Raw genomic sequence first — 21852 nt, forward strand, 5'->3', positions numbered from 1 at the left:
GGGCGCGACTCGATGATGCGGCTGATGGTGCCCTGGCCGATGATGGCGTAGGCGCGCGGCCCCAGGCCCGTGCCCAGGAACACGTCCTGCACGTCGCGGCGGCGCACGGGCTGGTTGTTGAGGTAGTAGCTGCTGGTGCCGTCGCGGGTGAGCACGCGGCGCACGGCCACCTCGCCATACTGCCCCCACTGGCCGCCTGCGCGGTGGTCCGAGTTGTCGAACACCAGCTCCACGCTGGCGCGGCTGGCCTGCTTTCGCGTGGTGGTGCCGCTGAAGATCACGTCCTGCATGCTCTCGCCACGCAATTCGCTGGCCTTGCTTTCGCCCAGCACCCAGCGCACCGCGTCCATGATGTTGGACTTGCCGCAGCCGTTGGGGCCCACCACGCCGACCAGTTGCCCTGGCAGCATGAAGTTGGTGGGTTCAGCGAACGACTTGAAACCGGAAAGCTTGATCGAGGTAAGACGCACGGGTCAGGAGGCGGGCAAAAAAGGGAGCGCAGGGGTGGAAACGGGCGCCGGACGGGCGTTCCGGGCGGGGCACACGCAGGCTATTGCATATTGCAAGGGCGGAATGATACCGCGCCGCCCGCCCGCCACCGGGCCTTGGCGGGCGGGCTGAGGGCTATCACCCGGCCTGGATGGAAACATTTGGTTAAAACAAGCCCTAGCGCTTGTTCCGCAATGGTTTATTGCTATCAAATTTGATAAATCAAATCCATCGCATCGTCGTCGAGCCCGGTCTTGCGCTGCTCGGCCTCGTAGGCGCTGCGCACCAGGGCCTCGAACTCGGCCACCGGCAAGGGCGGGCTCAGCAGGTAACCCTGCCAGGCATGGCAGTGGTGGCGCTCCAGAAACTCGCGCTGCGCCTCGGTCTCCACCCCTTCTGCAATCACGCGCAGGCCCAGGCTGGTGCCCAGCGCCACCACGGTGCGGGCGATGGCGGCGTCGTTGGGGTCGGTGAGCACGTCGCGCACAAAACCCTGGTCGATCTTGAGCTGTTCGAGCGGCAGGCGCTTGAGGTAGGACAGCGATGAGTAGCCGGTGCCGAAGTCGTCGAGCGAAAACCCCACGCCGTAGCCTTTGAGCTGGCCCATCTTGTCGATGGTGTCTTCCACGTCCTGCAGCAGCAGGCCTTCGGTCATCTCCAGCTTGAGGCGGCGGCCATCGGCCCCGGCCCCGGCCAGGGCCGCCAGCACCTGGGCGACAAAGCCGCTTTGGTGGAACTGGCGCGGGCTCACGTTCACGGCCAGGCTCAACCCGGCCAGTTCGGGCTGCTGCGCCCAGGCGGCCAGCCGCTGGCAGGCCACCTGCAGCACCCATTCGCCCAGCGGCAGGATGAGCCCGGTCTCTTCGGCCAGCGGGATGAAATGCGCGGGCGAGACAAAACCGTCGCGCGGGTGGCGCCAGCGCAGCAGGGCCTCGGCCCCCGTGATGCGGCCCCGGTCGATCTGCGGCTGGTAGTACAGCTCGAACTGCCCCTGGGCCAGGCCGGCGCGCATGTCCAGCTCCAGGGCGGCCCGTGCGCTCACGGCGGCCTGAATCTTGGGGTCGTAGAAACGCAGGGTGTCACGGCCCGCGTTTTTGGCCTGGTAGAGCGCCAGGTCCGCACGCTTGAGCAGCTCGTCCGTCGTCTCCTGCATGCCGCTGAAGATCGTGACGCCCATGCTCAGCGAGCTGTGGTGGGCATCGCCATCGAGCTGGTAGGGCTCGCGCAGCACCGACAGAATGCGCTGGCCGACCTCTTCACCACGCGCCGCGGCCTCTTCGGTGCTGTCTCCCAGGTCTTCGAGCACCACCACAAATTCATCGCCGCCCTGGCGCGCCACCGTGTCGTCCTCGTGCAAACAACTGCGCAGGCGGTGCGCCACCTGCAGCAGCAGCGCGTCGCCCCGGTCATGGCCCCGGGTTTCGTTCAAGGTCTTGAAATTGTCCAGATCCAGCATCAGCAAGGCGCCGCTGCGCTGGTGGCGCGCACTGGTGGCCAGCGCCTGTTGCAGCCGGTCCATCAGCAGCCGCCGGTTGGGCAGGCGGGTGAGCGGGTCGTAGTAAGCCAGGGTGTTGATTTCTTCCTCGGCGGCCTTGTGCTGGCTCAGGTCCTGCAGGGTGACAAGGCGCCCGCCATCGATAAACACACCAGAAAACTCCACCGGCTTGCGGCTGCCGTCGGCACACACGATGGTGTATTCGACGCTGGGGACGACGCCTTGATTGCCTGCGGCCTGTTCGCCCGCCGCTTCCCAGTCGCTGCGCGCCGCCTCGCGGATTTCGGGGTCGGGGAACGCGCGCAGCCACCAGGTCTCCACATCCGGCACGCTTTCTTCGGTGTAGCCGCAGATCTGCACGCACCGCCGGTTGCGAAAGCTGATGAAGCCGTCCTGCTGGATCAGGCACAGGCCCATGGGCAGGCGCTCCAGGATGCCGCGCATGCGCTGCTCGTTGGCGCGCAGGGATTCCTCCATCTGCTTGCGCGAGGCGATGTCCTGCACCACCGAAATATGCTGCCCCGACGCCACGCCCTGGTCCCACAGTAGCGACACCATCAGATCGCTCCACACCGGGTGCCCGTCCTTGTGGATGTAGCGGATCTCCATGCGGTATTCAGGAATTTCGCCCGCCTTCAGACGCTCCAACTGGGCCAGGTCTTCGGGCAGATCCTCGGGGTGGACGAGGCTCATGAACGTCAGGCTCTGCATCTCGTGCGCGCTGTAGCCCACGATGTCCGAATACCGCTGGTTGACGCGCAGGTAGCGGCCCGTGGCGGTGTCCATCAGCGCCATGCCCACGGTGGCCTGGTTGAACAGGGCGCGAAAACGCTCCTCGCTCTCGCGCCGTGCGTCGTCCGACGCCTGCGCGCGCACCAGCGCCAGGGTGCGCTGGTGCACCAGCAGGCCCACGGTGGATGCCAGCAAAAGCGACACCAGCGCCGCCGCCAGCCCCGCCAGCAGCGGAAGGCGGGCCTCGGACGGCGTGAGGAACGACTGCGTGGGATAGAAGGTGAGCTGCCAGCGCCGGTCATGCACCGTCAGGTCACGCACCAGGGGCTTGGCGCCCGGCAGGCCGGGGGCTGTCTGCTCCACCAAGGTGCGCACCATCGCGCCGCCGGACTCGGTGCGCACGGGGCCCTGGTCGGTCATCGCCACAGCAATGCCCTTGAGATAGCCCAGGCTGCCCAGCCCACGCACCAGGTCGTACACCCGGATGGTGGACGCCACCGCGCCGATAAAGCGCTCTCCGGTTGAGCTGCTGGTCGGGTCGAACACAGGCACACGGATGACGATGCCCGCCCGGTGCTCCGTCTCTTGCAAAAGGTCGAAGGGCGCCGACATCACCGTCTGCCCGCTGTCGCGGCTGTAGCGCATGGCCGCCAGATTGGTGGGCTGGGCGCTGATATCGAGGCCCAGCACGCTTTCGTTGCCCACCATGGGCCAGAGGTATTCGGCCACGAAATATTCCACGCGCTGACCCGGCGGATGGATCCTGAAATCCGGAAAACCATCGGGCGACAGCGACGTGTCCGCCCGGACGCGGGCCTCGTAGGCCGCTCGTTCAGAGTCCGGCACCCAGCGGGTGAACGACAGGTTGCGCACGCCAGGGTAGCGCTGGCCGACCTCCATCTCGCTGGTCGCACGCTCGAAGTCCAGACGCGACAGGCGCGGATTGGCGGTGAACAGGCCGCGCAAGCCGCTGACCACCTCGGTGTGGCTGGCCAGGCGCTGACTCAGGGCGTCGGAAAAAACACGGGCTTCCTGGGTAAAGCGGGCTTCTTCAATGCGTGCCATGGACGAGGCCTGGTTCAGCCCCAGCCACAGGCTCATCGCCAAACCGAGCGCAGCCACGCCCAAACCCGCAGCCCAATGCCTGCTGTGGCCGCGAGGTGGTTTCAGTGCGGAGGAGGAGTTCAGTGAAGTCAGACGCACGCCTTTGCATTGCCCGTCGGGCGTCGGCCAGACCATGGAGCGCAAAGCGCAGAGCCACGCACGCCCCCATGGCCGAACCAACACATTCCGTTACGGGCCATTATTAAAGAAAAACAGCACCATGGCTGACACCTGCCTGGATACCCTTGCGCTTGCCTGCACCCCACCGGAGCCATCTGAACGGGATAAATGGCGCTCGCCCCCTTGGATAAACTGCCAAATCAGGCCCTATCGCTTTATCAGAAAGCGCAAATAGCTATCAAATAGTGAGCAATCTATAAAAGCCGTTGTGGATTCGCCACCGGGTACGGCGCCAGCGTGCTGCGCCGCTCGTCCACCTCCAGCGCCCGCCCCACGGGTGGGAAGGCGCGCTGCGGGCAACTGGTGCGCTCGCACACCTTGCAGCCCATGCCGATGGGCACGGCGGCGGCCGGGTCGGCCAGGTTCAGGCCCTTGGCATACACCCAGCGCGGGGCGTGTTCGATGTCGCAGCCCAGCGCCACCGCGTGCAGCTTGCCCGGTGCACCCCAGGCGCCGCCGCCGTGCTGCACGGTGCGCGCCACCCACAGGTAGGTGCGCCCGTCGGGCATGCGGGCGAGCTGCGTGGCGATGCGGCCCGGCTGGGCGAAGGCCTCGTACACGTTCCACAGCGGGCAGGTGCCGCCGATGCGCGAAAAGTGGAAATGTGTGGCCGACTGGCGCTTGGAGATGTTGCCCGCCCGGTCCACGCGGATGAAGATGAACGGAATGCCACGCGCCTGCGGCCGCTGCAGCATGGACAGCCGGTGGCACACCGCCTCGAAACCCACACCAAAGCGCTGCACCAGGCGCTCGATGTCGTAGCCCTCCTCCTCGGCGGCATGCAAAAAGGCCGAATACGGCATGAGCAGCGCCCCCGCGAAGTAGTTGGCCAGGCCGATGCGCGCGAGCTGCCGCGCCTCGGGGCTCGACAGGCGCGCATCCTGCGCCAGGCGCTGCAGCACGGGCTCCATCTCCAAAAACGCCAGCTGCGTCGCCATGTGGAAGTTGCGCTGCCCGCCCTCCAGCCGGTCAGACAGGTACAACACCCCCGAAGCCGCGTCGAACAAACGCAGCGTGCCGCTGTGCAGCACCGGCGCCTCGGGCCCCGGCGTGACCACGCGCACGCCGTGCTGCTGCTCCAGGCGCTGCTGCAGCACGTGGTCGGCGCGGCGCGGCTCCAGGCCCCACTGCGCGGCGCAGCGCTCGGCGGCGGCATCGAGCTCGCCCATGTGGTTGTGGTGGGCGAAGAAATAGTCACGCACCTCCTCGTAGGCCATGGGCGGTGGTGCCGGGGCGGCGGTGCCCTGCTGCCCCGCGCGCTCGTCATCCCAGGGCGCGGCCAGCGCATCCAGCCGCTCCAGCGCCTGCCGGTAGCGCCCGTGCATGCCGATCAGCGTGCGGGCCACGGCGGGCATGCTGGCGGCCAGTTCGCGGATTTCGGCCAGCGACACCTGCTCCTGCCCCGTGCCGCCTGGCGGCTGGTCGGCCAGCACGTCGTTCAGGCCCGCGATCAGGCGCGCTTCCTCGTCGTCGGAAAAGCGCTGCACGTCCACACCCAGCGCGGCGCTGATCTTGAGCAGCACCGACACCGTGAGCGGGCGCTGGTTCTGCTCGATCTGGTTCAGGTAGCTGGCCGACAGGCCCAGCGTGCGCGCCAGCGCCACCTGCGTGAGGCCGCGCTCCTCGCGCAGGCGGCGCAGTTGCACGCCCATAAAGGTTTTGCGCATGAACTGTTTTCCTCGTGGTTATTCGCAAACTTCGCAAGTTGCTTGTTTTTCATTCGCAAACCTTCGCCAATTCAGGGCTTACATTGGGTGAATGGCTTGCGTACATTGCGAATCATGCACCAGCAAGACACCGGTGCACAACCCTTTTGCAGCAATGGAGAACCACGCGCCATGACCGAAACCGCCACCCCAGCCGCCACCGCCTTCAAGGCCAAAAAATCCGTTGCGCTGTCGGGCGTGACCGCAGGCAACACGGCCCTGTGCACCGTGGGCCGCACGGGCAACGACCTGCACTACCGGGGCTACGACATCCTGGACATGGCCGAGGTCTGCGAGTTCGAGGAAATCGCCCACCTGCTGGTGCATGGCAAGCTGCCCACGCGCCCCGAGCTCAAGGCCTACAAGGCCCGGCTCAAGGCCCTGCGTGGCCTGCCCCTGTCGGTGAAACAGGCGCTGGAGCAACTGCCCGCCGCCAGCCACCCCATGGACGTGATGCGCACCGGCGTCTCGGCCCTGGGCTGCGCACTGCCCGAAAAGGACGACCACAACCTGCCCGGAGCGCGCGACATTGCCGATCGGCTCATGGCCTCGCTCGGCTCCATGCTGCTGTACTGGCACCACTGGGCCAGCTCGGGCCGCCGCATCGAGGTGGAAACCCAGGACGACTCCATCGGCGCGCACTTTTTGCACCTGCTGCACGGCACGCCGCCCAGCGCCGCCTGGGAGCGCGCCATGCACACCTCGCTTAACCTGTATGCCGAGCACGAGTTCAACGCCTCCACCTTCACCGCCCGCGTGGTGGCGGGCACGGGCAGCGATGTGTATTCAGCCGTCACCGGCGCCATCGGCGCGCTGCGCGGCCCCAAGCATGGCGGCGCCAACGAGGTGGCTTTCGAGATCCAGAAACGCTACGACAGCCCCGATGAGGCCGAGGTCGACATCCGCCGCCGCGTCGAGGCCAAGGAGGTTGTGATCGGCTTCGGCCACCCGGTCTATACCGTGAGCGACCCGCGCAATGTGGTCATCAAGGGGGTGGCCAAGCAACTGTCCCATGACGCCGGATCGACCAAGATGTATGACATTGCCGAGCGGTTGGAGACAGTGATGTGGGAGGTGAAAAAGATGTTTCCCAACCTCGACTGGTTCAGCGCCGTGAGCTACCACATGATGGGCGTACCCACCGCCATGTTCACGCCGCTGTTCGTCATCGCACGCACCAGCGGCTGGGCCGCGCACATCATCGAGCAGCGGCAGGACAACAAGATCATCCGCCCCAGCGCCCACTACACCGGGCCGGACGATCTGGCGTTCGTGCCCATCGACGACCGCCGGTAAATACTTCGACGCCTCTGCCCCACGCCATGAATATCAAATACCGCAAGAACCTGCCCGGCACAGCGCTCGACTACTTCGACGCCCGCGAGGCCGTTGACGCGCTGCAGCCCGGCGCCTGGGCCACCCTGCCCTACACCGCCCGCGTGCACGCCGAAAACATCGTGCGCCGCGCCGACCCGGCCATCATGGCCGAGTGCCTCATGCAACTGATCGAGCGCAAGCGCGAGCGCGACTTTCCGTGGTTTCCGGCCCGCGTGGCCTGCCACGACATCCTGGGCCAGACGGCGCTGGTGGACCTGGCCGGCCTGCGCGACGCCATCGCGGCGGCGGGCGGCGACCCGGCCCAGGTGAACCCTGTCGTGCCCGTGCAGCTCATCGTGGACCACTCGCTGGCCGTGGAGTGCGGCGGCTTCGAGCCCGACGCCTTCGCCAAGAACCGCACGATTGAAGACCGCCGCAACGAGGACCGCTTTCACTTCATCGAATGGACGAAGAAGGCGTTTGCCAACGTGGACGTGATCCCGGCGGGCAACGGGATCATGCACCAGATCAACCTGGAGAAGATGTCGCCGGTCGTGCAGGTGCAGGGCGGCGTGGCCTACCCCGACACCTGCGTGGGCACCGACAGCCACACGCCCCATGTGGACGCTTTGGGCGTGATCGCCATCGGCGTGGGCGGCCTGGAGGCCGAGAACGTGATGCTGGGCCGCGCCTCGTGGATGCGCCTGCCCGAGACCGTGGGCGTGCAGCTCACCGGCCAGCGGCAGGACGGCGTTACCGCCACCGACGTGGTGCTGGCGCTGACCGAGTTCCTGCGCAAGTCCAAGGTGGTGGGCGCCTACCTGGAGTTTTACGGCGAAGGTGCCGCCAAGCTCACCATCGGCGACCGCGCCACCATCTCGAACATGGCGCCCGAGTACGGCGCCACCGCTGCGATGTTCAGCATCGACGAGCAGACGCTCGCCTACCTCACGCTGACCGGCCGCGAGGCCAGCCAGGTCCAACTGGTCGAAACCTATGCGAAAACCGCAGGCTTGTGGTCCAGCACCCTCCAAGGCGCCGTTTACGAGCGCCAGCTCACGTTCGACCTGTCCGGCGTGGTGCGCAACCTGGCCGGCCCCTCCAACCCACACGCCCGCGTGGCCACCAGCGATCTGGCCGCCAAGGGCATTGCCGCACCGTGGGCCATGCCAAGCGCGCACGAAGGCACCATGCCCGATGGCGCCGTGGTCATCGCCGCCATCACCAGTTGCACCAACACCAGCAACCCGCGCAACGTGATCGCCGCCGCCCTGCTGGCACGCAATGCCAACCGGCTCGGCCTTGCGCGCAAACCCTGGGTCAAGACCTCGCTGGCGCCCGGCTCCAAGGCGGTGGAGCTGTATTTGAAGGAAGCGGGCTTGCTGGCCGACCTGGAAACGCTGGGTTTTGGCATCGTGGCCTTTGCCTGCACCACCTGCAACGGCATGAGCGGTGCGCTGGCCCCCGCCATCCAGCAGGAGATCATCGACCGCGGCCTGTACGCCACCGCCGTGCTCTCGGGCAACCGCAACTTCGACGGGCGCATCCACCCCTATGCCAGCCAGGCATTCCTGGCCTCGCCGCCGCTGGTGGTGGCCTATGCCATCGCAGGCACCGTGCGCTTTGACATCGAGAACGACGTGCTGGCGGTGGTGGGCGACCGCGAGATCCGCCTGAAGGACATCTGGCCCAGCGATGCGGAGATCGACGCCGTGGTGAAGACAGCCGTGAAGCCCGCGCAGTACCGCGCCGTGTATGAGCCCATGTTCGCCATTGCCGCCGACCAGGGCGAGGCGGTGGCGCCGCAGTACGGCTGGCGCGCACAGTCCACCTACATCCGCCGCCCGCCTTATTGGGACACCGAAGGCGTGGGCGCGCTGGCGGCCAACCCGCGCACCCTGAAGGGCATGCGCCCGCTGGCCATCCTGCCCGACAACATCACCACCGACCACCTCTCGCCCTCCAACGCCATCCTGGCGGACAGCGCGGCGGGCGAATACCTGGCGAAGATGGGCCTGCCGGAGGAAGACTTCAACTCCTACGCCACACACCGGGGCGACCATTTGACGGCCATGCGCGCCACCTTTGCCAACCCGCAGTTGGTGAACGAGATGGCCGTGGTGGATGGCCAGGTCAAAAAAGGCTCGCTCGCCCGCGTGGAGCCCGAGGGCACCGTCATGCGCATGTGGGAGGCGATGGAAACCTACCTCAACCGCCGCCAGCCGCTGATCATCATCGCGGGCGCCGACTACGGCCAGGGCTCCAGCCGCGACTGGGCCGCCAAGGGCGTGCGCCTGGCGGGCGTGGAGGTGGTGGTGGCCGAAGGCTTCGAGCGCATCCACCGCACCAACCTCATCGGCATGGGCGTGTTGCCACTGGAGTTTGCGCCCGGCACCAGCCGCCACACGCTGGGGCTTGATGGCACCGAAACCTTCGACGTGGAGGGGCACCTGCAGCCCCGTGCCACGCTCACGCTGGTAGTGCGCCGCAAGAATGGCGAGGTGGCCAAGGTGCCCATGGCCTGCCGCCTCGACACCGCCGAGGAGGTGTCGGTGTACGAAGCCGGCGGCGTGCTGCAACGTTTTGCGCAGGACTTTTTGGCCCAAAACCACAAGCAAAAATAGGCTCCAGCGCTTATCTAACAAGCGCAAGCAGCTATCAAATTTGATATGACCACCATGACAAGCCCTGTGGCACCACAGATCAAGATTCCCGCCACCTACCTGCGCGGCGGCACCAGCAAAGGCGTGTTCTTCAAGCTGCAAGACCTGCCCGAGCCCGCTCGGCAGCCCGGCGCCGCACGCGACGCCCTGCTCTTGCGCGTGCTGGGCAGCCCTGACCCGTATGGCAAGCAGATCGACGGCCTGGGCAATGCGTCATCCAGCACCAGCAAGGCCGTGATCCTGAGCCGCAGCACGCGGCCGGGGCACGATGTGGACTACCTGTTCGGCCAGGTTGCCATCGACCGGCCCCTGGTGGACTGGAGCGGCAACTGCGGCAACCTCTCGGCGGCCGTGGGGTCGTGCGCCATCCACATGGGGCTGATCGACGCGGCGCGCATCCCACAACAAGGCCATGTCACCGTGCACATCTGGCAGGCCAACATCGGCAAGACCATCGTGGCGCATGTGCCGATTGCCAATGGACAGGTGCAGGAGACGGGCAACTTTGAACTGGACGGCGTGACCTTTGCGGCCGCCGAGGTGGCGCTGGAGTTCATCGATCCGGCGGACGATGGCGACGACGGCGGCGCCATGTTCCCCACCGGCCGCGTGGTGGACATGCTGGACGTGCCCGGCGTGGGCCACTTTGCCGCCACGCTGATCAACGCGGGCATCCCCACTATTTTTCTCAACGCCCAGGACCTCGGCTACACCGGCACCGAGCTGCAGGGCGACATCAACCAAGACCCAGCGGCGCTGGCGCGCTTCGAGGCCATCCGCGCCCACGGCGCCGTAAAGATGGGCCTCATTGCCGACGTGGCCGAGGCCGCGCAGCGCCAGCACACGCCCAAGATCGCCTTCGTGGCCCCGCCCGCCAGCTACATCACATCCAGCGGCAAACCCATAGGGGCGAGCGAGGTGGACCTGCTGGTGCGTGCCCTCTCCATGGGCCAACTGCACCACGCGATGATGGGCACGGCGGCCGTGGCCATCGGCACCGCCGCCGCCATCCCCGGCACGCTGGTGCACCTGGCGGCAGGCGGCGGTCAACGCAGCGCCGTTCGATTTGGCCACCCCTCGGGCACCCTGCGCGTGGGGGCCGAGGCCGCGCTGGTCAACGGCCAATGGCAGGTCACCAAGGCCTTGATGAGCCGCAGCGCCCGCATCCTCATGGAAGGCTGGGTACGCGTGCCTGCCGATAGTTTTTAACAAAAACAGGCTATAGCGCTTGTTCGTCAAGCGCAAGCAGCTATCAAATAAGTAGCAAATCATGAACACCAAACAACAACTCAAAGCCCTGGCCCAAGCCCGCCGGGGCGTCATCGTGCCCGGCGCGTTCAACGCCCTGTCCGCCCGCGTGGTGGCCGACCAGGGTTTTGAAGCCATTTATGTGACCGGCGCGGGCGTCACCAACATGTGGTTCGGCCTGCCCGACCAGGCCTTCATGGGCCTCACCGACATCGCCGACCACACGGCCCGCATCCGCGATGCGGTGGAGCTGCCGCTCATCGTCGATGCCGACACGGGCTTTGGCAACGCGCTCAACACCTACCACGCCGTGCGCACGCTCGAGCGCGCGGGCGCCGACTGTATCCAGCTTGAAGACCAGGTCAGCCCCAAACGCTGCGGGCACTTCAGCGGCAAAGAGGTGATCTCCACTGAGGAGATGCTGGGCAAGATCAAGGCGGCGGTGGACGCGCGCCGCGACGCGGGCACCCTCATCCTGGCCCGCACCGATGCCTGCGCCACCCAGGGCTTTGAGGCCGCCGTGGAGCGCGCGCGGCGCTTTGAAGAGGCGGGCGCCGACATCCTGTTCGTCGAAGCCGTCACCCGCATCGAGGAGATCCGCGCCCTGCCAAAGCGGCTGGCGGCGCCCCAGCTCATGAACATGGTGATCGGCGGCAAGACCCCTATCACCGGCGCCGAGGAACTCGCCGGTCTGGGCTACGGCCTGGTGCTGTATGCCAACGCAGCGCTGCAGGGCGCGGTGGCGGGCATGCAAAAGGCGCTCACCGTGCTGCGCGAGCAGCGGCGCATCGACGAAGACCCAGCCCTGGTCGCCCCCTTTGCCGAACGCCAACGGCTAGTACGCAAGGCCGAATGGGATGCACTGGAGGCCCAATACACCTGAGCGTGCACCGTATATCCAGGCGTGCAGCGAGGCACGAACGCGCGGGGCGCGGCACAATGGGCGCCCCATGCACCCCGCGCCCACCGCCCCATGCAACGCATTTCTTCCCTGAACGTGGTGGACCTGATGCTCGACGCAGTCTGCGTCGTCAACGTGGACAGCTCGATCGTGTTTGTCAGCCCTGCGTTCGAACGCATTTTTGGCTATCCCCCCGAAGAAGTGGTGGGCAAACGCATGCTCGACATGGTGCACCCCGACGACCTGGCCGCCACCCAGTGCCAAGCCAAGAGCGTGACCGAAGGCCAGTTGCAGCTGCAGTTCGAAAACCGCTATGTGCGCAAGGACGGCTCCATTGCCTATATCCGCTGGACGGCACGCTGGCTGCCCGAGCAGCAGGTGCGGCTGGCGGTGGCGCACGACGTCACCGAGCGCCGCTTGGCGGAATCCAAGCAGGCCGTGATCTACGCCATCTCGGAGGCCGCCCACACCACCCAGAACCTGGAAGCGCTGTTCCAGGACATCCACCAGATCATCGGCAAGCTGCTGCCCGCCACCAACTTTGCGGTCGCGCTGCATGACGCCGATACCGATGTACTGAGCTTCCCCTACCACGTCAACGAGCACCTGCCCGCCCCCGCGCCGATGCCGCTGGCGCAGGACGCACTGTGCGCCGAGGTGATCAGCCAGGGCCGCCCCCTACTGCTGACCCCCGAAACCCTTGCAGCACACCACCTGGCCGCCCCACAAGCCACGGCCCCGCTGTATTGGCTGGGCGTGCCGCTGCAAACACACAAGGGCGCAATCGGCGCGCTGGTGCTGCAAAGCTACACCGAACAAGGCCGCTACACCGACAAGGACAAGGAGCTGCTGCAGTTCGCCTCCACCCAGGTGGCCGCAGCCATTGAGCGCAAGCAGATGCACGAGCGCCTGGAGCACATGGCCCAGTACGACGCGCTCACGCACCTGCCCAACCGGCGGCTGTTTCTCGACCGCCTCAAGACCGCGTTGGCCCGCGCGCGGCGAGACCAGCGCCTGCTGTCCCTGCTGTTCATCGACCTGGACCGCTTCAAGGATGTGAACGACACCTTGGGCCACGCCATGGGCGACCTGCTGCTGCAGCGTGTGGCGCAGCGTTTGATCGAATGTGTGCGCGGCTCCGACACCGTGGCCCGCCTGGGCGGCGACGAGTTTGTGGTGCTGCTCGAAAGCGGCCAGGCCCGCGACCACGCCACGGCGGTGGCCGACAAGATCCTGGCGGCCTTCGGCCAGCCGTTCGACCTGGACGGCCAGTCCCTCACCATCCAGCCCAGCATCGGCGTTGCCATCTACCCAGAGCACGGCGACGAGGAACACCACCTGCTCGGCCATGCCGACGAGGCCATGTACCTGTCCAAGAAAAACGGCGGCAACCAGGTGCACATGGCCGGAACGCCGTGAGCACCACCACATCCACCGCATCACCCTGCCGCACCATGCTCTACAACGCCCTCCTCCTCGCCCACCTGCTGTCCGTCATCGTCTGGGTTGGCGGCATGGCCTTTGCCCACTTCTTTCTGCGCCCCGCAGCACAGGCGCTCCCGCCGCCGCAGCGCTTGGCGCTGATGCACGACGTGCTGCGGCGCTTTCTGGCCGCCGTGGCGGTGGCCATCGTGGTGGTGCTGGCCAGCGGGCTGTGGATGATCGGCCGCGTAGCGCGGCAAGCGGTGCAGGCGGGCGGCACGTTTGCCATGCCGCTGGACTGGACCCTCATGGCCACCCTGGGCCTGGTGATGGTGGCCATCTTCGGCTACATCCGCCTGGTGCCGTTCCGGCGCCTGCAGCGGGCGGTGGCGGCATCCGACTGGCCCGCGGGCGGCCAGGCCATGGCCGCTATTCGCCAATGGGTGGGCGTGAACCTGGTGCTGGGCGTGGCCATCGTGTCCATCACCGTGCTTTTGTAGCGCGCTCCGCCCCCGTCAATGCACGATGGCCAGCTTGCCAAAGTGCCGCCCGCCCGCGCTGAGTTCGGCATAGGCCGCCTGCGTTTCGTCGATGCCCTCGCACAAAACCAGCAACTGGCACCAGCGGGCAAGCTGCGCATCAGCGCACCCGTCACTTTTGGCGCCGAGGCGCTGATGCCCGCCCTGTCGTCCTACCTCGACCGCTACCCCGAGATCAGCGTGGACCTGGCGCTGAACGACCGTGTGGTGGATCTGCTGGAAGAGGGCTTTGAAGCCGCCATCCGCATCGGCCATTTGCCGGATTCCGCACTCATCGCAAGGCCTCTGGCGCCTTACCGGCTGATGGTCTGCGCGTCTCCCGCCTACCTTGCACGCCACGGCACGCCACAAAGGCCCGACGATCTGGCAGGCCACGAATGCCTGTCGTTCACCCCCTCCGCGCTCGCGCACTGGAGCCTCACGGGCGACGACGGCGTGTGCCGGGTGCCCGTGTCCGGGCGGCTCAAGGTCAACAACGGGCAGGCGCTGCGGGTGGCGGCGTTGCATGGCCTGGGCATCGTCCTGCAGTCGGCCATCCTGCTCGAATCCGATGTCCGAGCGGGCCGCCTGGTGCAACTGCTCGCCGACTACGAGCTCCCCAGCCGCCCCATGCACGTGGTGTACCCGCCAGACCGCTACCGCTCACCCAAGCTGCGCAGCTTTGTGGATTTCTTGCTGGAGCGGTTTTCTGAGGGTTCACCTACTTGAGGCACGGGCAAGCTCTCTGCTGCCATACCTCCGGCGCGCCGGGCCTCTACCATCGGCGTAAGAGGAGCCCTGCTACGTGTTGTTCAAGTATTTCGAAAACCGCCTTCCCCCCTACCCGCCCGCCGAGCCCCACTTGCCCCCCAAGGGTTTCATGGCCTTTGTGTGGGACGGCACCCAGGGCCTGCGCGGCTACGTGATCGCGATGGCGGCGCTTTCCGCCGCCATCGCCATCTTCGAGGCCCTGCTGTTCGCCGTGCTCGGGCATGTGGTGGACTGGATCTCGACCATGGCGCCGGGTGCGCTGTGGGCCGAGCGCAAGGGCTCCATCCTGGGCATCGTGGCGCTGCTGCTCGGCTCGGTGGTGTTGGTGACCTGGCAAACCAGCCTCAAGCACCAGGCGCTGGCCATCAACTTTCCGCTGCGGCTGCGCTGGAACTTCCACCGCCTGATGCTGGGCCAGAGCATGGCGTTTTATGCCGACGAGTTCGCGGGCCGCATCACCACCAAGATCATGCAGACCGCGCTGGCGGTGCGCGACATGATCTTCACCACCACCGACGTGGTGATCGGCATGGGCATCTACCTTGTCACCATCCTGGTGCTGCTGGCGGGGTTCGACGCACGGTTGATCGTGCCTTTTGCAGTGTGGATCGTGGCCTACGGCCTGGCCTGCTGGTATTTTGTGCCGCGCCTGGGCCAGGTGGGCAAGGCGCAGGCCGATGCGCGTTCGGTGATGACCGGGCGCATCACCGATGCCTATACCAACATCGCCACCGTCAAGCTGTTCTCGCACACCCGGCGCGAGTCGGAGTTCGCGCGCGCGGCCATGGACGCCTTCAAGCTCACGGGTTACGCGCAGATGCGGCTGGTGAGCCTGTTTGAAATCGTGAACCAGGTGCTGGTGGTGGGCATGATCCTGGGCGCCTGCGGCACGGCGCTGTGGCTGTGGACGCTGGGCGAGGTGGGTGCGGGCGCCGTGGCCGCCGTCATTGCGATGACGCTGCGCGTCTCCGGCCACGCCCACTGGGTGATGTGGGAGATGACCACGCTGTTCGAGAGCGTGGGCACCATCCAGGACGGCATCAACACCCTGACCAAACCGCGCACCGTGGTCGATGCGCCCGACGCCAAGCCCCTGCAGGTCACGCAGGGCGAGGTACGCTTTGACAACGTGAGTTTTGCCTATGGCGGCGGGCGTCCTGTCATCGACCAGCTCCAGCTCACCATCCGCCCCGGCGAAAAGATTGGCCTGATCGGCCGCTCGGGCGCGGGCAAGTCCACGCTGGTCAATCTGCTGCTGCGTTTTCATGACGTGCGCTCGGGCCGGGTGCTGATCGATGGACAAGACATCGCCCATGTCACGCAAGACAGCCTGCGCCGCAACATCGGCATGGTCACGCAAGACACATCGCTGCTGCACCGCTCCATGCGCGACAACATCCTGTATGGCCGCCCCGACGCGAGCGAGGAAGACATGCACACCGCCGCCCGCCGCGCCGAGGCCGCCGAGTTCATCGAGACGCTGACTGACTTGCACGGCCGCACCGGCTACGACGCCCAGGTGGGCGAGCGTGGCGTGAAGCTCTCGGGCGGCCAGCGCCAGCGGGTGGCGATTGCCCGTGTGATGCTCAAGGACGCCCCTATCTTGCTGCTCGACGAAGCCACCAGCGCGCTCGACTCCGAGGTGGAGGCCGCCATCCAGCAAAGCCTGGACAGCCTGATGGAAGGCAAAACCGTGATCGCCATCGCGCACCGCTTGTCCACCATCGCGGCCATGGACCGGCTCATCGTGCTGGACGCAGGCCGCATCGTGGAGGAAGGCACCCACGCGCAACTCTTGGCGCTGGGCGGCGTGTATGCGCGGCTGTGGGGGCACCAGAGCGGCGGGTTTCTGGGCGAGACGGACGAGGACTGATGCCGGCATGCGTTCAAAAATATAAGTCCGTTCACGCTGAGCCTGTCGAAGCGCTGCGCAAGGCTTCGACAGGCTCAGCCCGAACGGTTCTTGTTTATTGAACGCAAACTGGTATGAGCCCGCGCGCCGGGTGCTAGCGGGACCTCGCCGCCACAGGGTGGATCATGAGTGATAATCCATTCTCAATAACGCATTTCCCAGCTCGGTTCAGCGCAGACAACCTCCATGGAACGATTCACCCGGCAACGCACAGCCATCCACGCGGCCATCGCCAGCGCGGAGCGTCCGCTGTCGCCCCAAGAGGTGCTGGAGACCGCCCGCGCTGCGGTGGATGGCCTGGGCATGGCCACGGTGTACCGCAACCTCAAGGCCTTGCTGGACGATGGCTCGATCCAGGCCGTTCAACTGCCTGGCGAAAGCCCGCGCTACGAAGCCGCCGGGCAGTCGCACCACCACCACTTCCAGTGCACGCTGTGCACACGCGTGTTCGACGTGCATGCCTGCCCTGGCGATCTGCAGGCGCTGGCACCGAAGGGCTTCATGGTCGAAGGCCACGAACTGACGCTGTATGGGCGCTGCGCGGACTGCGCACCCCAGGCCCGCGCGGAGAGCAGGCCACAGTGAACGCGCTGTCCGTCTTGCGGCGCACCGACCAGTCGGCGCGCCAATGGCTCGCCGCCATCGTTCTGCTGAGCGTGTTGTGTGCCCATGCCCTGGGTTTCATGCACGGCATCGCGCATGCGTTCCATGCCGACACGGCGCAGTCCGCACCCTCCGGCTTCGCGCCGCAAGATGCCCACGGCGCGGATACCGCACCCGAGTCGGGCTGGCTGCAAGCGCTGTTCGCCAGCCACGACGACGCCGGGGATTGCCGCTTGTTCGACGCGCAAGGCCAGCAGCACGGGCCCGTGCTGTGCCTGCCCGCGCTCTCGCACGCGCAGGCGCCCTGCACCAACCTTCAGCAACGCCTTGCTGGCGCTTGCGTGGCACGCTGGGCCACGCTTTTCGACGCGCGCGCTCCCCCCGCTTTCCACTGAACCCTTCATTTGGAAACACCCGCATGCACACAGGCATGCGGTGTCGTATCGACACCTTCAGTGCTTGAGAAGCACTTGTCTCAGACGCCCCTTCCCCATCCGTTCGGGCTGAGCCCGTCGAAGCCAGGGCGCCCTTTGCCCACAGCCCTTCGACGGGCTCAGGGCGAACGGGTCTGTCTGCGGCATGTAGCGAATCAAGCTTCAGTGAGAAAGAAAGAACCATGAAAAATTCATCCCTCAAGGGCGGCCTGGCGCTGTCCTTCGTATTGGCATTGGCAGCCTGCGGCGGCGGCAACAGCGGCAACGGCGACCGCCATGAATCCGTAAAAATCGACACCGCAGGCCGCCTGGCCATCGCGGAAGACGCCGCGACCGCGCTGCGCATCTATGACCTGGACAGCAGCTCCGTGGTGTCGAACTTCCCGCTCGCCAACCCACCCTCTGCGGTGTATGCCAGCCCTGGCGGGCGCTATGCGCTGGCCTTCCAGCGGGCGCAGGACACCGTGCAGATCGCCGATGCAGGCATCTGGCAGGAAGACCACGGCGACCACCTGCACGACTACAAGGCCGCACCCAAGATGCTGAGCTTCCGCATCAACGGCGCCCAGCCCACCCACTATGACAACCGCGCAGGCCAAGCCAGCATCTTCATGGACGGCCGGGCGCCGTCCACGGTGTCTTCCGCCGTTGTGTTCAAGGACGCGGACCTGGCCGCGGGCAAGATTGGCGCCAGCATCAACTTCGCGCTGCCCATGCACGGCTTCGCAGAGCCCAATGGCAACTTCCTGATTGCAACGTACCGCGCGGCCGACGCCACCGGCCCGACGCAGGTGGAAGTCCACAGCCGCCAGGGTGCGCAATACACCTTCGTCAACCGCATCGACCTGCAATGCCCCGGAATGCACGGCAGCTACACGCGCGGCAGCACCACCTTGGCGGGCTGCACGGACGGTGTGCTGGCCGTCTCGCCACAGGCTGCCGGTGTTGCCACGGCCACGAAGATTGCCACCGCAACACGCGTGAGCACGGTGGCCGGCCATCCCAAGCTGGCGCAATTCGTCGGCATTGGCAACGCAGGCACGCCATCCACCACCCAGTTCTACGACATTGACACGGCTTCCAAAAAGGCCACCGCCATGGCGATCACGGGCTGGACCGAAGGCCGCCTGCGCCGCGCGCACAGCTTTGACCGCGCCGGGCGGTATTTCTTCGTGCTGGATGACACCGGCGCCCTCCACGTCCTGGAGCGTGGCGCGTCGGGCTGGGTGACCAAGAAGTCCATCGCGGGCGCCATCCCCGCCATGCCCACGGCAGCGCCGTTCCCAGCCCTGGTGGCGAACGAAGCGCGGGACGAGATCTATCTCACAGACCCCGGCGCGCGCCAACTGGTGGTCGTCAACACGGTTTCGCTGGAAGTGGCTCGCCGCACCAACCTCGACTTCCGCCCGACCGCCCTGGCCTGGATGGGAATCGCCCGGTAAACCCGGTAAGGCAGGGCCAAGGCGCATGCCCGCGCCGAGCCCCGCGCTTACACTGGAGAGCCGTGCATTTTGCACCTGAAATTGTGACAAAAATGGCTCTAGCGCTTTATCAACAAGCGCTAGCAGCTATATTATTGATAGCAATCCATTTGGCGCCAAACTCTCCATGACAAGCACCCCTGCGATGGCCATCGACATGCCCGTCCCCACCGGCGACCAGCTCAAGGCCGCGCGCACCGCCGCCGGCCTGAGCCAGGCCCAGGCCGCCGAACTCATGGGTTACCCGCTGCAGACCGGCAGCCGGGGCGGCGTGCAGTCGCGCACCTGGCAGGCGCTGGAAAGCACCAGCGACGAGCGCAACATGCAGGGACCGGTGTTTGCGATGTTTTTGCTGCTCACCGGGCAACACCCGGCGTTCGAGCTGATCCGCAAGCCCCCTTCTTCGGACACCGGGGCCTGAACGGCAAAAGGGGCGGCCCAGGCGGGCCGCCCCTTTTCTTTGGGGATACCGAACAGTCAATCCACCTTGATGTTCGCCGCCTTGATCACCTGCGCCCATTTCTCGACTTCGGCCTTCTGGAAGCTGGCGATCTGGGCCACGGTCAGGTCGGCGGGCTCCATGCCAAAGCCCTTGAGGCGATTTTGCATCTCGGGCTGCGCCAGGATCTTGCGGATCTCGTCATGCAGGCGCGTCACCACCGGCACGGGCGTGTTGGCGGGCACGAACACCGCCTGCCACGACTGCACCTGAAAATCCTTGAGCTCCGGCACGCCGGATTCGGCCACCGTGGGCACGTCGGGCATCGACGCCAGGCGCTGCGACGAGGTGACCGCAATGGCGCGCAGCTTGCCGCTCTGGATGTGCGGCGAAGCGACCACCGTGGTGTCGAACATCATGTCCACCTGGCCGCTGATCACGTCCTGGATGGCCGGGCCGCTGCCCTTGTAAGGCACATGCGTGAACTTCACCCCCGACTTGTAGGCCAGCAGTTCCACGGCCAAATGCTGCGAACTGCCCGTGCCAGCCGATGCCGACGACAGGCCACCCTGCCTGCCCTTGGCGGCCGTCAGCACGTCCTTGAGCGTCTTGTACGGGCTGGCGGCAGACACCACCAGCACCACCGGGTTGGTGCCGATCAGCGTGACGGGGTTGAAGGACTTGATGGGGTCGTAGCCCAGCTTGGGGTACAGGCTGACGTTGATGGCGTGCGAGCTGACGGTGCCGCCCAGCAGCGTGTAGCCATCGGGGGCCGAACGTGCCGCCGCCTCCGAGCCGATGCTGCCCGCGGCCCCGCCCTTGTTCTCCACCACCACCGTGGTACCGAGGGCCGTGCCCAGTTGCTGGCCGATCAGGCGCGCCAATGTGTCGGTGGTGCCACCGGCCGAAAAAGGCACCATGTAGGTAATCGGCTTGCCAGTGGGCCAGGCGCCCTGCGCCAAGGCGGACAGGCTCAAAAGGCTGCCTGCTGCGACCAAGGCGGCGGATCGGACGAGGGTTCTGCGTTGCATGGTGTGTGTCTCCAGAGGTTTGAAACCGGGATGTAGAAGAAAAATGCGGTGGACTGCGGCGCGGTGGCAAAGGAAAACACGTGGCCCGAAGGTTGCCGTTTCGCCCACCACTCCAATCGCTGCGTTCTGCCCTGCTTCTGTTAAATCGGTGCTTTCGCCCACATGTCATACGTTGTCGTATAACAAGATGGCCATTGTGATCCTGTTCATCATCCTGCACACAAAGGGATTACCCGAATTCTGGAAGGCAAAAAATCCCAATCAAAGGTAATTCCCTCTGTGCGATCACTCAAATCTTCACAAAATTGACCCGTGACATGATTTCCACTCCAAAACAAGCCGTTGCATTTCCTGGTCTCAAGTTGTACGATGACCAACAACAAATGAACAAAAGACACATTCCATGACCTTGACCCGACGAACCGCCCTGTTGGCCTGCACTGTCGCCCTGGCCGCCACCGCCGCTACCTCTGTTTCTGCCCAGACGGCGGACTGGCCATCCAAGACGCTTCGCATCGTGGTGCCCTACCCGCCCGGCGGCAGCTCGGACATCATTGCGCGCTCCATCAGCCAGGTGCTGTCCGAGGTACTCAAGCAGAGTGTCATCGTCGAGAACAAGCCCGGTGCCAACGGCAATCTGGGCGCAGATTTCGTGGCCAAGGCGGCGCCGGACGGCTACACCATGCTGTTGTGCGACGTGGGTGCGCTGGCCATCAGCCCCTCGGTCTATACCAAGCTGTCGTTCGACCCCTCCAAGGACCTGCGTGGCGTGACCATGCTGGCCTATTCGCCCCACCTGCTGGTGGTGCACCCGTCGGTACCGGTCAGCAACCTCAAGGAGCTGATCGCCTACTCGAAGAAAAATGAACTGAATTTCGCCGTGACGGCCACGGGCAGCGCGCCACACCTCGCAGGCGTGGCGCTGGAGCGCGCCAGCGGCGCGCGCTGGCAGTACATCCCTTACAAGGGCGGCGTGACCGCCATCCAGGACACCGTGGCCGGCCAGACCCAGGTGCTGATGAACGGCATGCTGGCCACGCTGCCCCAGGTGCAGAACGGCAAACTCAAGGTGCTGGGTGTCTCCAAGGCCACACGCATGCCGCTGATCGGCGATGTGCCGACCATTGCCGAACAAGGCGTGCCCGGCTATGAATCCGGCACCTGGCAAGGCGTTTTGCTGCCGCGCGGCACGCCCGAAGCCGTGGTGCAGAAGCTCAACAAGGCCCTCATCACAGCCATCCGTGCGCCCGAGATCCGCTCACGCCTGGCAGGCCAGGGCGCCGAGGTGGTGACCATGACACCCGCCGAGCAAGAGCAATTCTTTGCCAAGGAGCGCGCACGCTGGGCCAGCGTGGTGACGGCCGCCAACATCAAGCTCGACTAATCCCCCTGCCCCCTTTTTTCTT

The 21852-nt window shown here is 66.1% G+C and carries 18 protein-coding genes; 14 read left to right on the plus strand and 4 right to left on the minus strand.

Annotation, left to right across the window (positions count from 1 at the left end; genetic code table 11):
• Both Q0105_RS12750 and Q0105_RS12755 read right to left on the minus strand, forming a co-directional pair.
• A partial coding sequence (locus tag Q0105_RS12750) for an AAA family ATPase (RefSeq protein ID WP_298212338.1) occupies window positions 1-470 on the minus strand: 470 nt, incomplete at its 3' end.
• A gap of 227 nt (window positions 471-697) precedes the next feature.
• Window positions 698-3781, minus strand: a complete 3084-nt coding sequence (locus tag Q0105_RS12755) for an EAL domain-containing protein (RefSeq protein WP_366145927.1) — start codon at window positions 3779-3781, stop codon at window positions 698-700.
• On the opposite strand from Q0105_RS12755, the gene Q0105_RS12760 reads away from it, so the two are divergent.
• On the plus strand, window positions 3780-4175 hold the full coding sequence (locus tag Q0105_RS12760) for a hypothetical protein (RefSeq protein WP_298212465.1): 396 nt from the start codon (window positions 3780-3782) through the stop codon (window positions 4173-4175). The two genes, Q0105_RS12755 and Q0105_RS12760, sit on opposite strands and share 2 nt — an antisense overlap.
• Before the next feature lie 19 nt (window positions 4176-4194).
• Here Q0105_RS12760 and Q0105_RS12765 read toward each other — a convergent pair whose 3' ends face one another.
• Window positions 4195-5667 carry a short-chain fatty acyl-CoA regulator family protein gene (locus Q0105_RS12765; RefSeq protein WP_298212340.1) on the minus strand — a complete coding sequence of 491 codons (1473 nt, stop codon included), beginning with the start codon at window positions 5665-5667 and terminating at the stop codon, window positions 4195-4197.
• A 171-nt stretch (window positions 5668-5838) separates the two neighbouring features.
• On the opposite strand from Q0105_RS12765, the gene prpC reads away from it, so the two are divergent.
• From prpC to Q0105_RS12825, 12 genes are all read left to right on the plus strand, one after another.
• Window positions 5839-7002 (plus strand): 2-methylcitrate synthase, encoded by a 1164-nt coding sequence (gene prpC, locus Q0105_RS12770; protein WP_298212342.1) that lies wholly within the window; start codon window positions 5839-5841, stop codon window positions 7000-7002.
• 26 nt (window positions 7003-7028) lie between these two features.
• On the plus strand, window positions 7029-9647 hold the full coding sequence (acnD, locus tag Q0105_RS12775) for a Fe/S-dependent 2-methylisocitrate dehydratase AcnD (RefSeq protein ID WP_298212344.1): 2619 nt from the start codon (window positions 7029-7031) through the stop codon (window positions 9645-9647).
• A gap of 54 nt (window positions 9648-9701) precedes the next feature.
• Window positions 9702-10895, plus strand: a complete 1194-nt coding sequence (gene prpF / locus Q0105_RS12780; RefSeq protein WP_298212346.1) for a 2-methylaconitate cis-trans isomerase PrpF — start codon at window positions 9702-9704, stop codon at window positions 10893-10895.
• 61 nt (window positions 10896-10956) lie between these two features.
• Entirely contained in the window at window positions 10957-11817 is an 861-nt protein-coding gene (locus Q0105_RS12785) for an isocitrate lyase/PEP mutase family protein (protein WP_298212348.1), read from the plus strand.
• A 90-nt stretch (window positions 11818-11907) separates the two neighbouring features.
• On the plus strand, window positions 11908-13254 hold the full coding sequence (locus tag Q0105_RS12790; protein WP_298212350.1) for a diguanylate cyclase: 1347 nt from the start codon (window positions 11908-11910) through the stop codon (window positions 13252-13254).
• A 35-nt stretch (window positions 13255-13289) separates the two neighbouring features.
• A complete protein-coding gene (locus tag Q0105_RS12795) occupies window positions 13290-13757 on the plus strand; it encodes a CopD family protein (protein ID WP_298212462.1) in 468 nt (155 codons plus the stop codon).
• 18 nt (window positions 13758-13775) lie between these two features.
• Window positions 13776-14504 (plus strand): LysR substrate-binding domain-containing protein, encoded by a 729-nt coding sequence (locus tag Q0105_RS12800; protein WP_298212352.1) that lies wholly within the window; start codon window positions 13776-13778, stop codon window positions 14502-14504.
• Window positions 14505-14583: 79 nt separating this feature from the next.
• Window positions 14584-16419, plus strand: a complete 1836-nt coding sequence (locus tag Q0105_RS12805) for an ABC transporter ATP-binding protein (RefSeq protein ID WP_298212463.1) — start codon at window positions 14584-14586, stop codon at window positions 16417-16419.
• Between the two features lie 225 nt (window positions 16420-16644).
• Entirely contained in the window at window positions 16645-17043 is a 399-nt protein-coding gene (locus Q0105_RS12810; protein ID WP_298212354.1) for a transcriptional repressor, read from the plus strand.
• Window positions 17040-17456 carry a hypothetical protein gene (locus tag Q0105_RS12815; protein WP_298212356.1) on the plus strand — a complete coding sequence of 139 codons (417 nt, stop codon included), beginning with the start codon at window positions 17040-17042 and terminating at the stop codon, window positions 17454-17456. The genes Q0105_RS12810 and Q0105_RS12815 overlap by 4 nt, the downstream gene beginning before the upstream one ends.
• A gap of 221 nt (window positions 17457-17677) precedes the next feature.
• A complete protein-coding gene (locus Q0105_RS12820) occupies window positions 17678-18937 on the plus strand; it encodes a hypothetical protein (RefSeq protein WP_298212358.1) in 1260 nt (419 codons plus the stop codon).
• Between the two features lie 166 nt (window positions 18938-19103).
• Complete coding sequence (locus Q0105_RS12825; protein ID WP_298212360.1) at window positions 19104-19397, plus strand: helix-turn-helix transcriptional regulator; 294 nt, start codon at window positions 19104-19106, stop codon at window positions 19395-19397.
• Between the two features lie 56 nt (window positions 19398-19453).
• Here Q0105_RS12825 and Q0105_RS12830 read toward each other — a convergent pair whose 3' ends face one another.
• Window positions 19454-20446 carry a tripartite tricarboxylate transporter substrate binding protein gene (locus Q0105_RS12830; protein WP_298212362.1) on the minus strand — a complete coding sequence of 331 codons (993 nt, stop codon included), beginning with the start codon at window positions 20444-20446 and terminating at the stop codon, window positions 19454-19456.
• A gap of 403 nt (window positions 20447-20849) precedes the next feature.
• Between Q0105_RS12830 and Q0105_RS12835 the strand changes: the two genes are divergently transcribed.
• Entirely contained in the window at window positions 20850-21830 is a 981-nt protein-coding gene (locus Q0105_RS12835; protein ID WP_298212364.1) for a tripartite tricarboxylate transporter substrate binding protein, read from the plus strand.
• The last annotated feature ends 22 nt before the right edge of the window (window positions 21831-21852 follow it).

Origin of the sequence: Acidovorax sp., from assembly GCF_027492855.1 — a bacterium.
Taxonomy (GTDB): domain Bacteria; phylum Pseudomonadota; class Gammaproteobacteria; order Burkholderiales; family Burkholderiaceae_C; genus Acidovorax.

What these genes read in the sequence shown, in the direction of transcription:
- Q0105_RS12760 (WP_298212465.1), top strand. Translation starts at nt 3,780, where the DNA reads ATGGACGAGGCCTGGTTCAGCCCCAGCCACAGGCTCATCGCCAAACCG.
- Q0105_RS12755 (WP_366145927.1), bottom strand. Translation starts at nt 3,781, where the DNA reads ATGGCACGCATTGAAGAAGCCCGCTTTACCCAGGAAGCCCGTGTTTTT.
- Q0105_RS12765 (WP_298212340.1), bottom strand. Translation starts at nt 5,667, where the DNA reads ATGCGCAAAACCTTTATGGGCGTGCAACTGCGCCGCCTGCGCGAGGAG.
- prpC (WP_298212342.1), top strand. Translation starts at nt 5,839, where the DNA reads ATGACCGAAACCGCCACCCCAGCCGCCACCGCCTTCAAGGCCAAAAAA.
- acnD (WP_298212344.1), top strand. Translation starts at nt 7,029, where the DNA reads ATGAATATCAAATACCGCAAGAACCTGCCCGGCACAGCGCTCGACTAC.
- prpF (WP_298212346.1), top strand. Translation starts at nt 9,702, where the DNA reads ATGACAAGCCCTGTGGCACCACAGATCAAGATTCCCGCCACCTACCTG.
- Q0105_RS12785 (WP_298212348.1), top strand. Translation starts at nt 10,957, where the DNA reads ATGAACACCAAACAACAACTCAAAGCCCTGGCCCAAGCCCGCCGGGGC.
- Q0105_RS12790 (WP_298212350.1), top strand. Translation starts at nt 11,908, where the DNA reads ATGCAACGCATTTCTTCCCTGAACGTGGTGGACCTGATGCTCGACGCA.
- Q0105_RS12795 (WP_298212462.1), top strand. Translation starts at nt 13,290, where the DNA reads ATGCTCTACAACGCCCTCCTCCTCGCCCACCTGCTGTCCGTCATCGTC.
- Q0105_RS12800 (WP_298212352.1), top strand. Translation starts at nt 13,776, where the DNA reads ATGCACGATGGCCAGCTTGCCAAAGTGCCGCCCGCCCGCGCTGAGTTC.
- Q0105_RS12810 (WP_298212354.1), top strand. Translation starts at nt 16,645, where the DNA reads ATGGAACGATTCACCCGGCAACGCACAGCCATCCACGCGGCCATCGCC.
- Q0105_RS12820 (WP_298212358.1), top strand. Translation starts at nt 17,678, where the DNA reads ATGAAAAATTCATCCCTCAAGGGCGGCCTGGCGCTGTCCTTCGTATTG.
- Q0105_RS12825 (WP_298212360.1), top strand. Translation starts at nt 19,104, where the DNA reads ATGACAAGCACCCCTGCGATGGCCATCGACATGCCCGTCCCCACCGGC.
- Q0105_RS12830 (WP_298212362.1), bottom strand. Translation starts at nt 20,446, where the DNA reads ATGCAACGCAGAACCCTCGTCCGATCCGCCGCCTTGGTCGCAGCAGGC.
- Q0105_RS12835 (WP_298212364.1), top strand. Translation starts at nt 20,850, where the DNA reads ATGACCTTGACCCGACGAACCGCCCTGTTGGCCTGCACTGTCGCCCTG.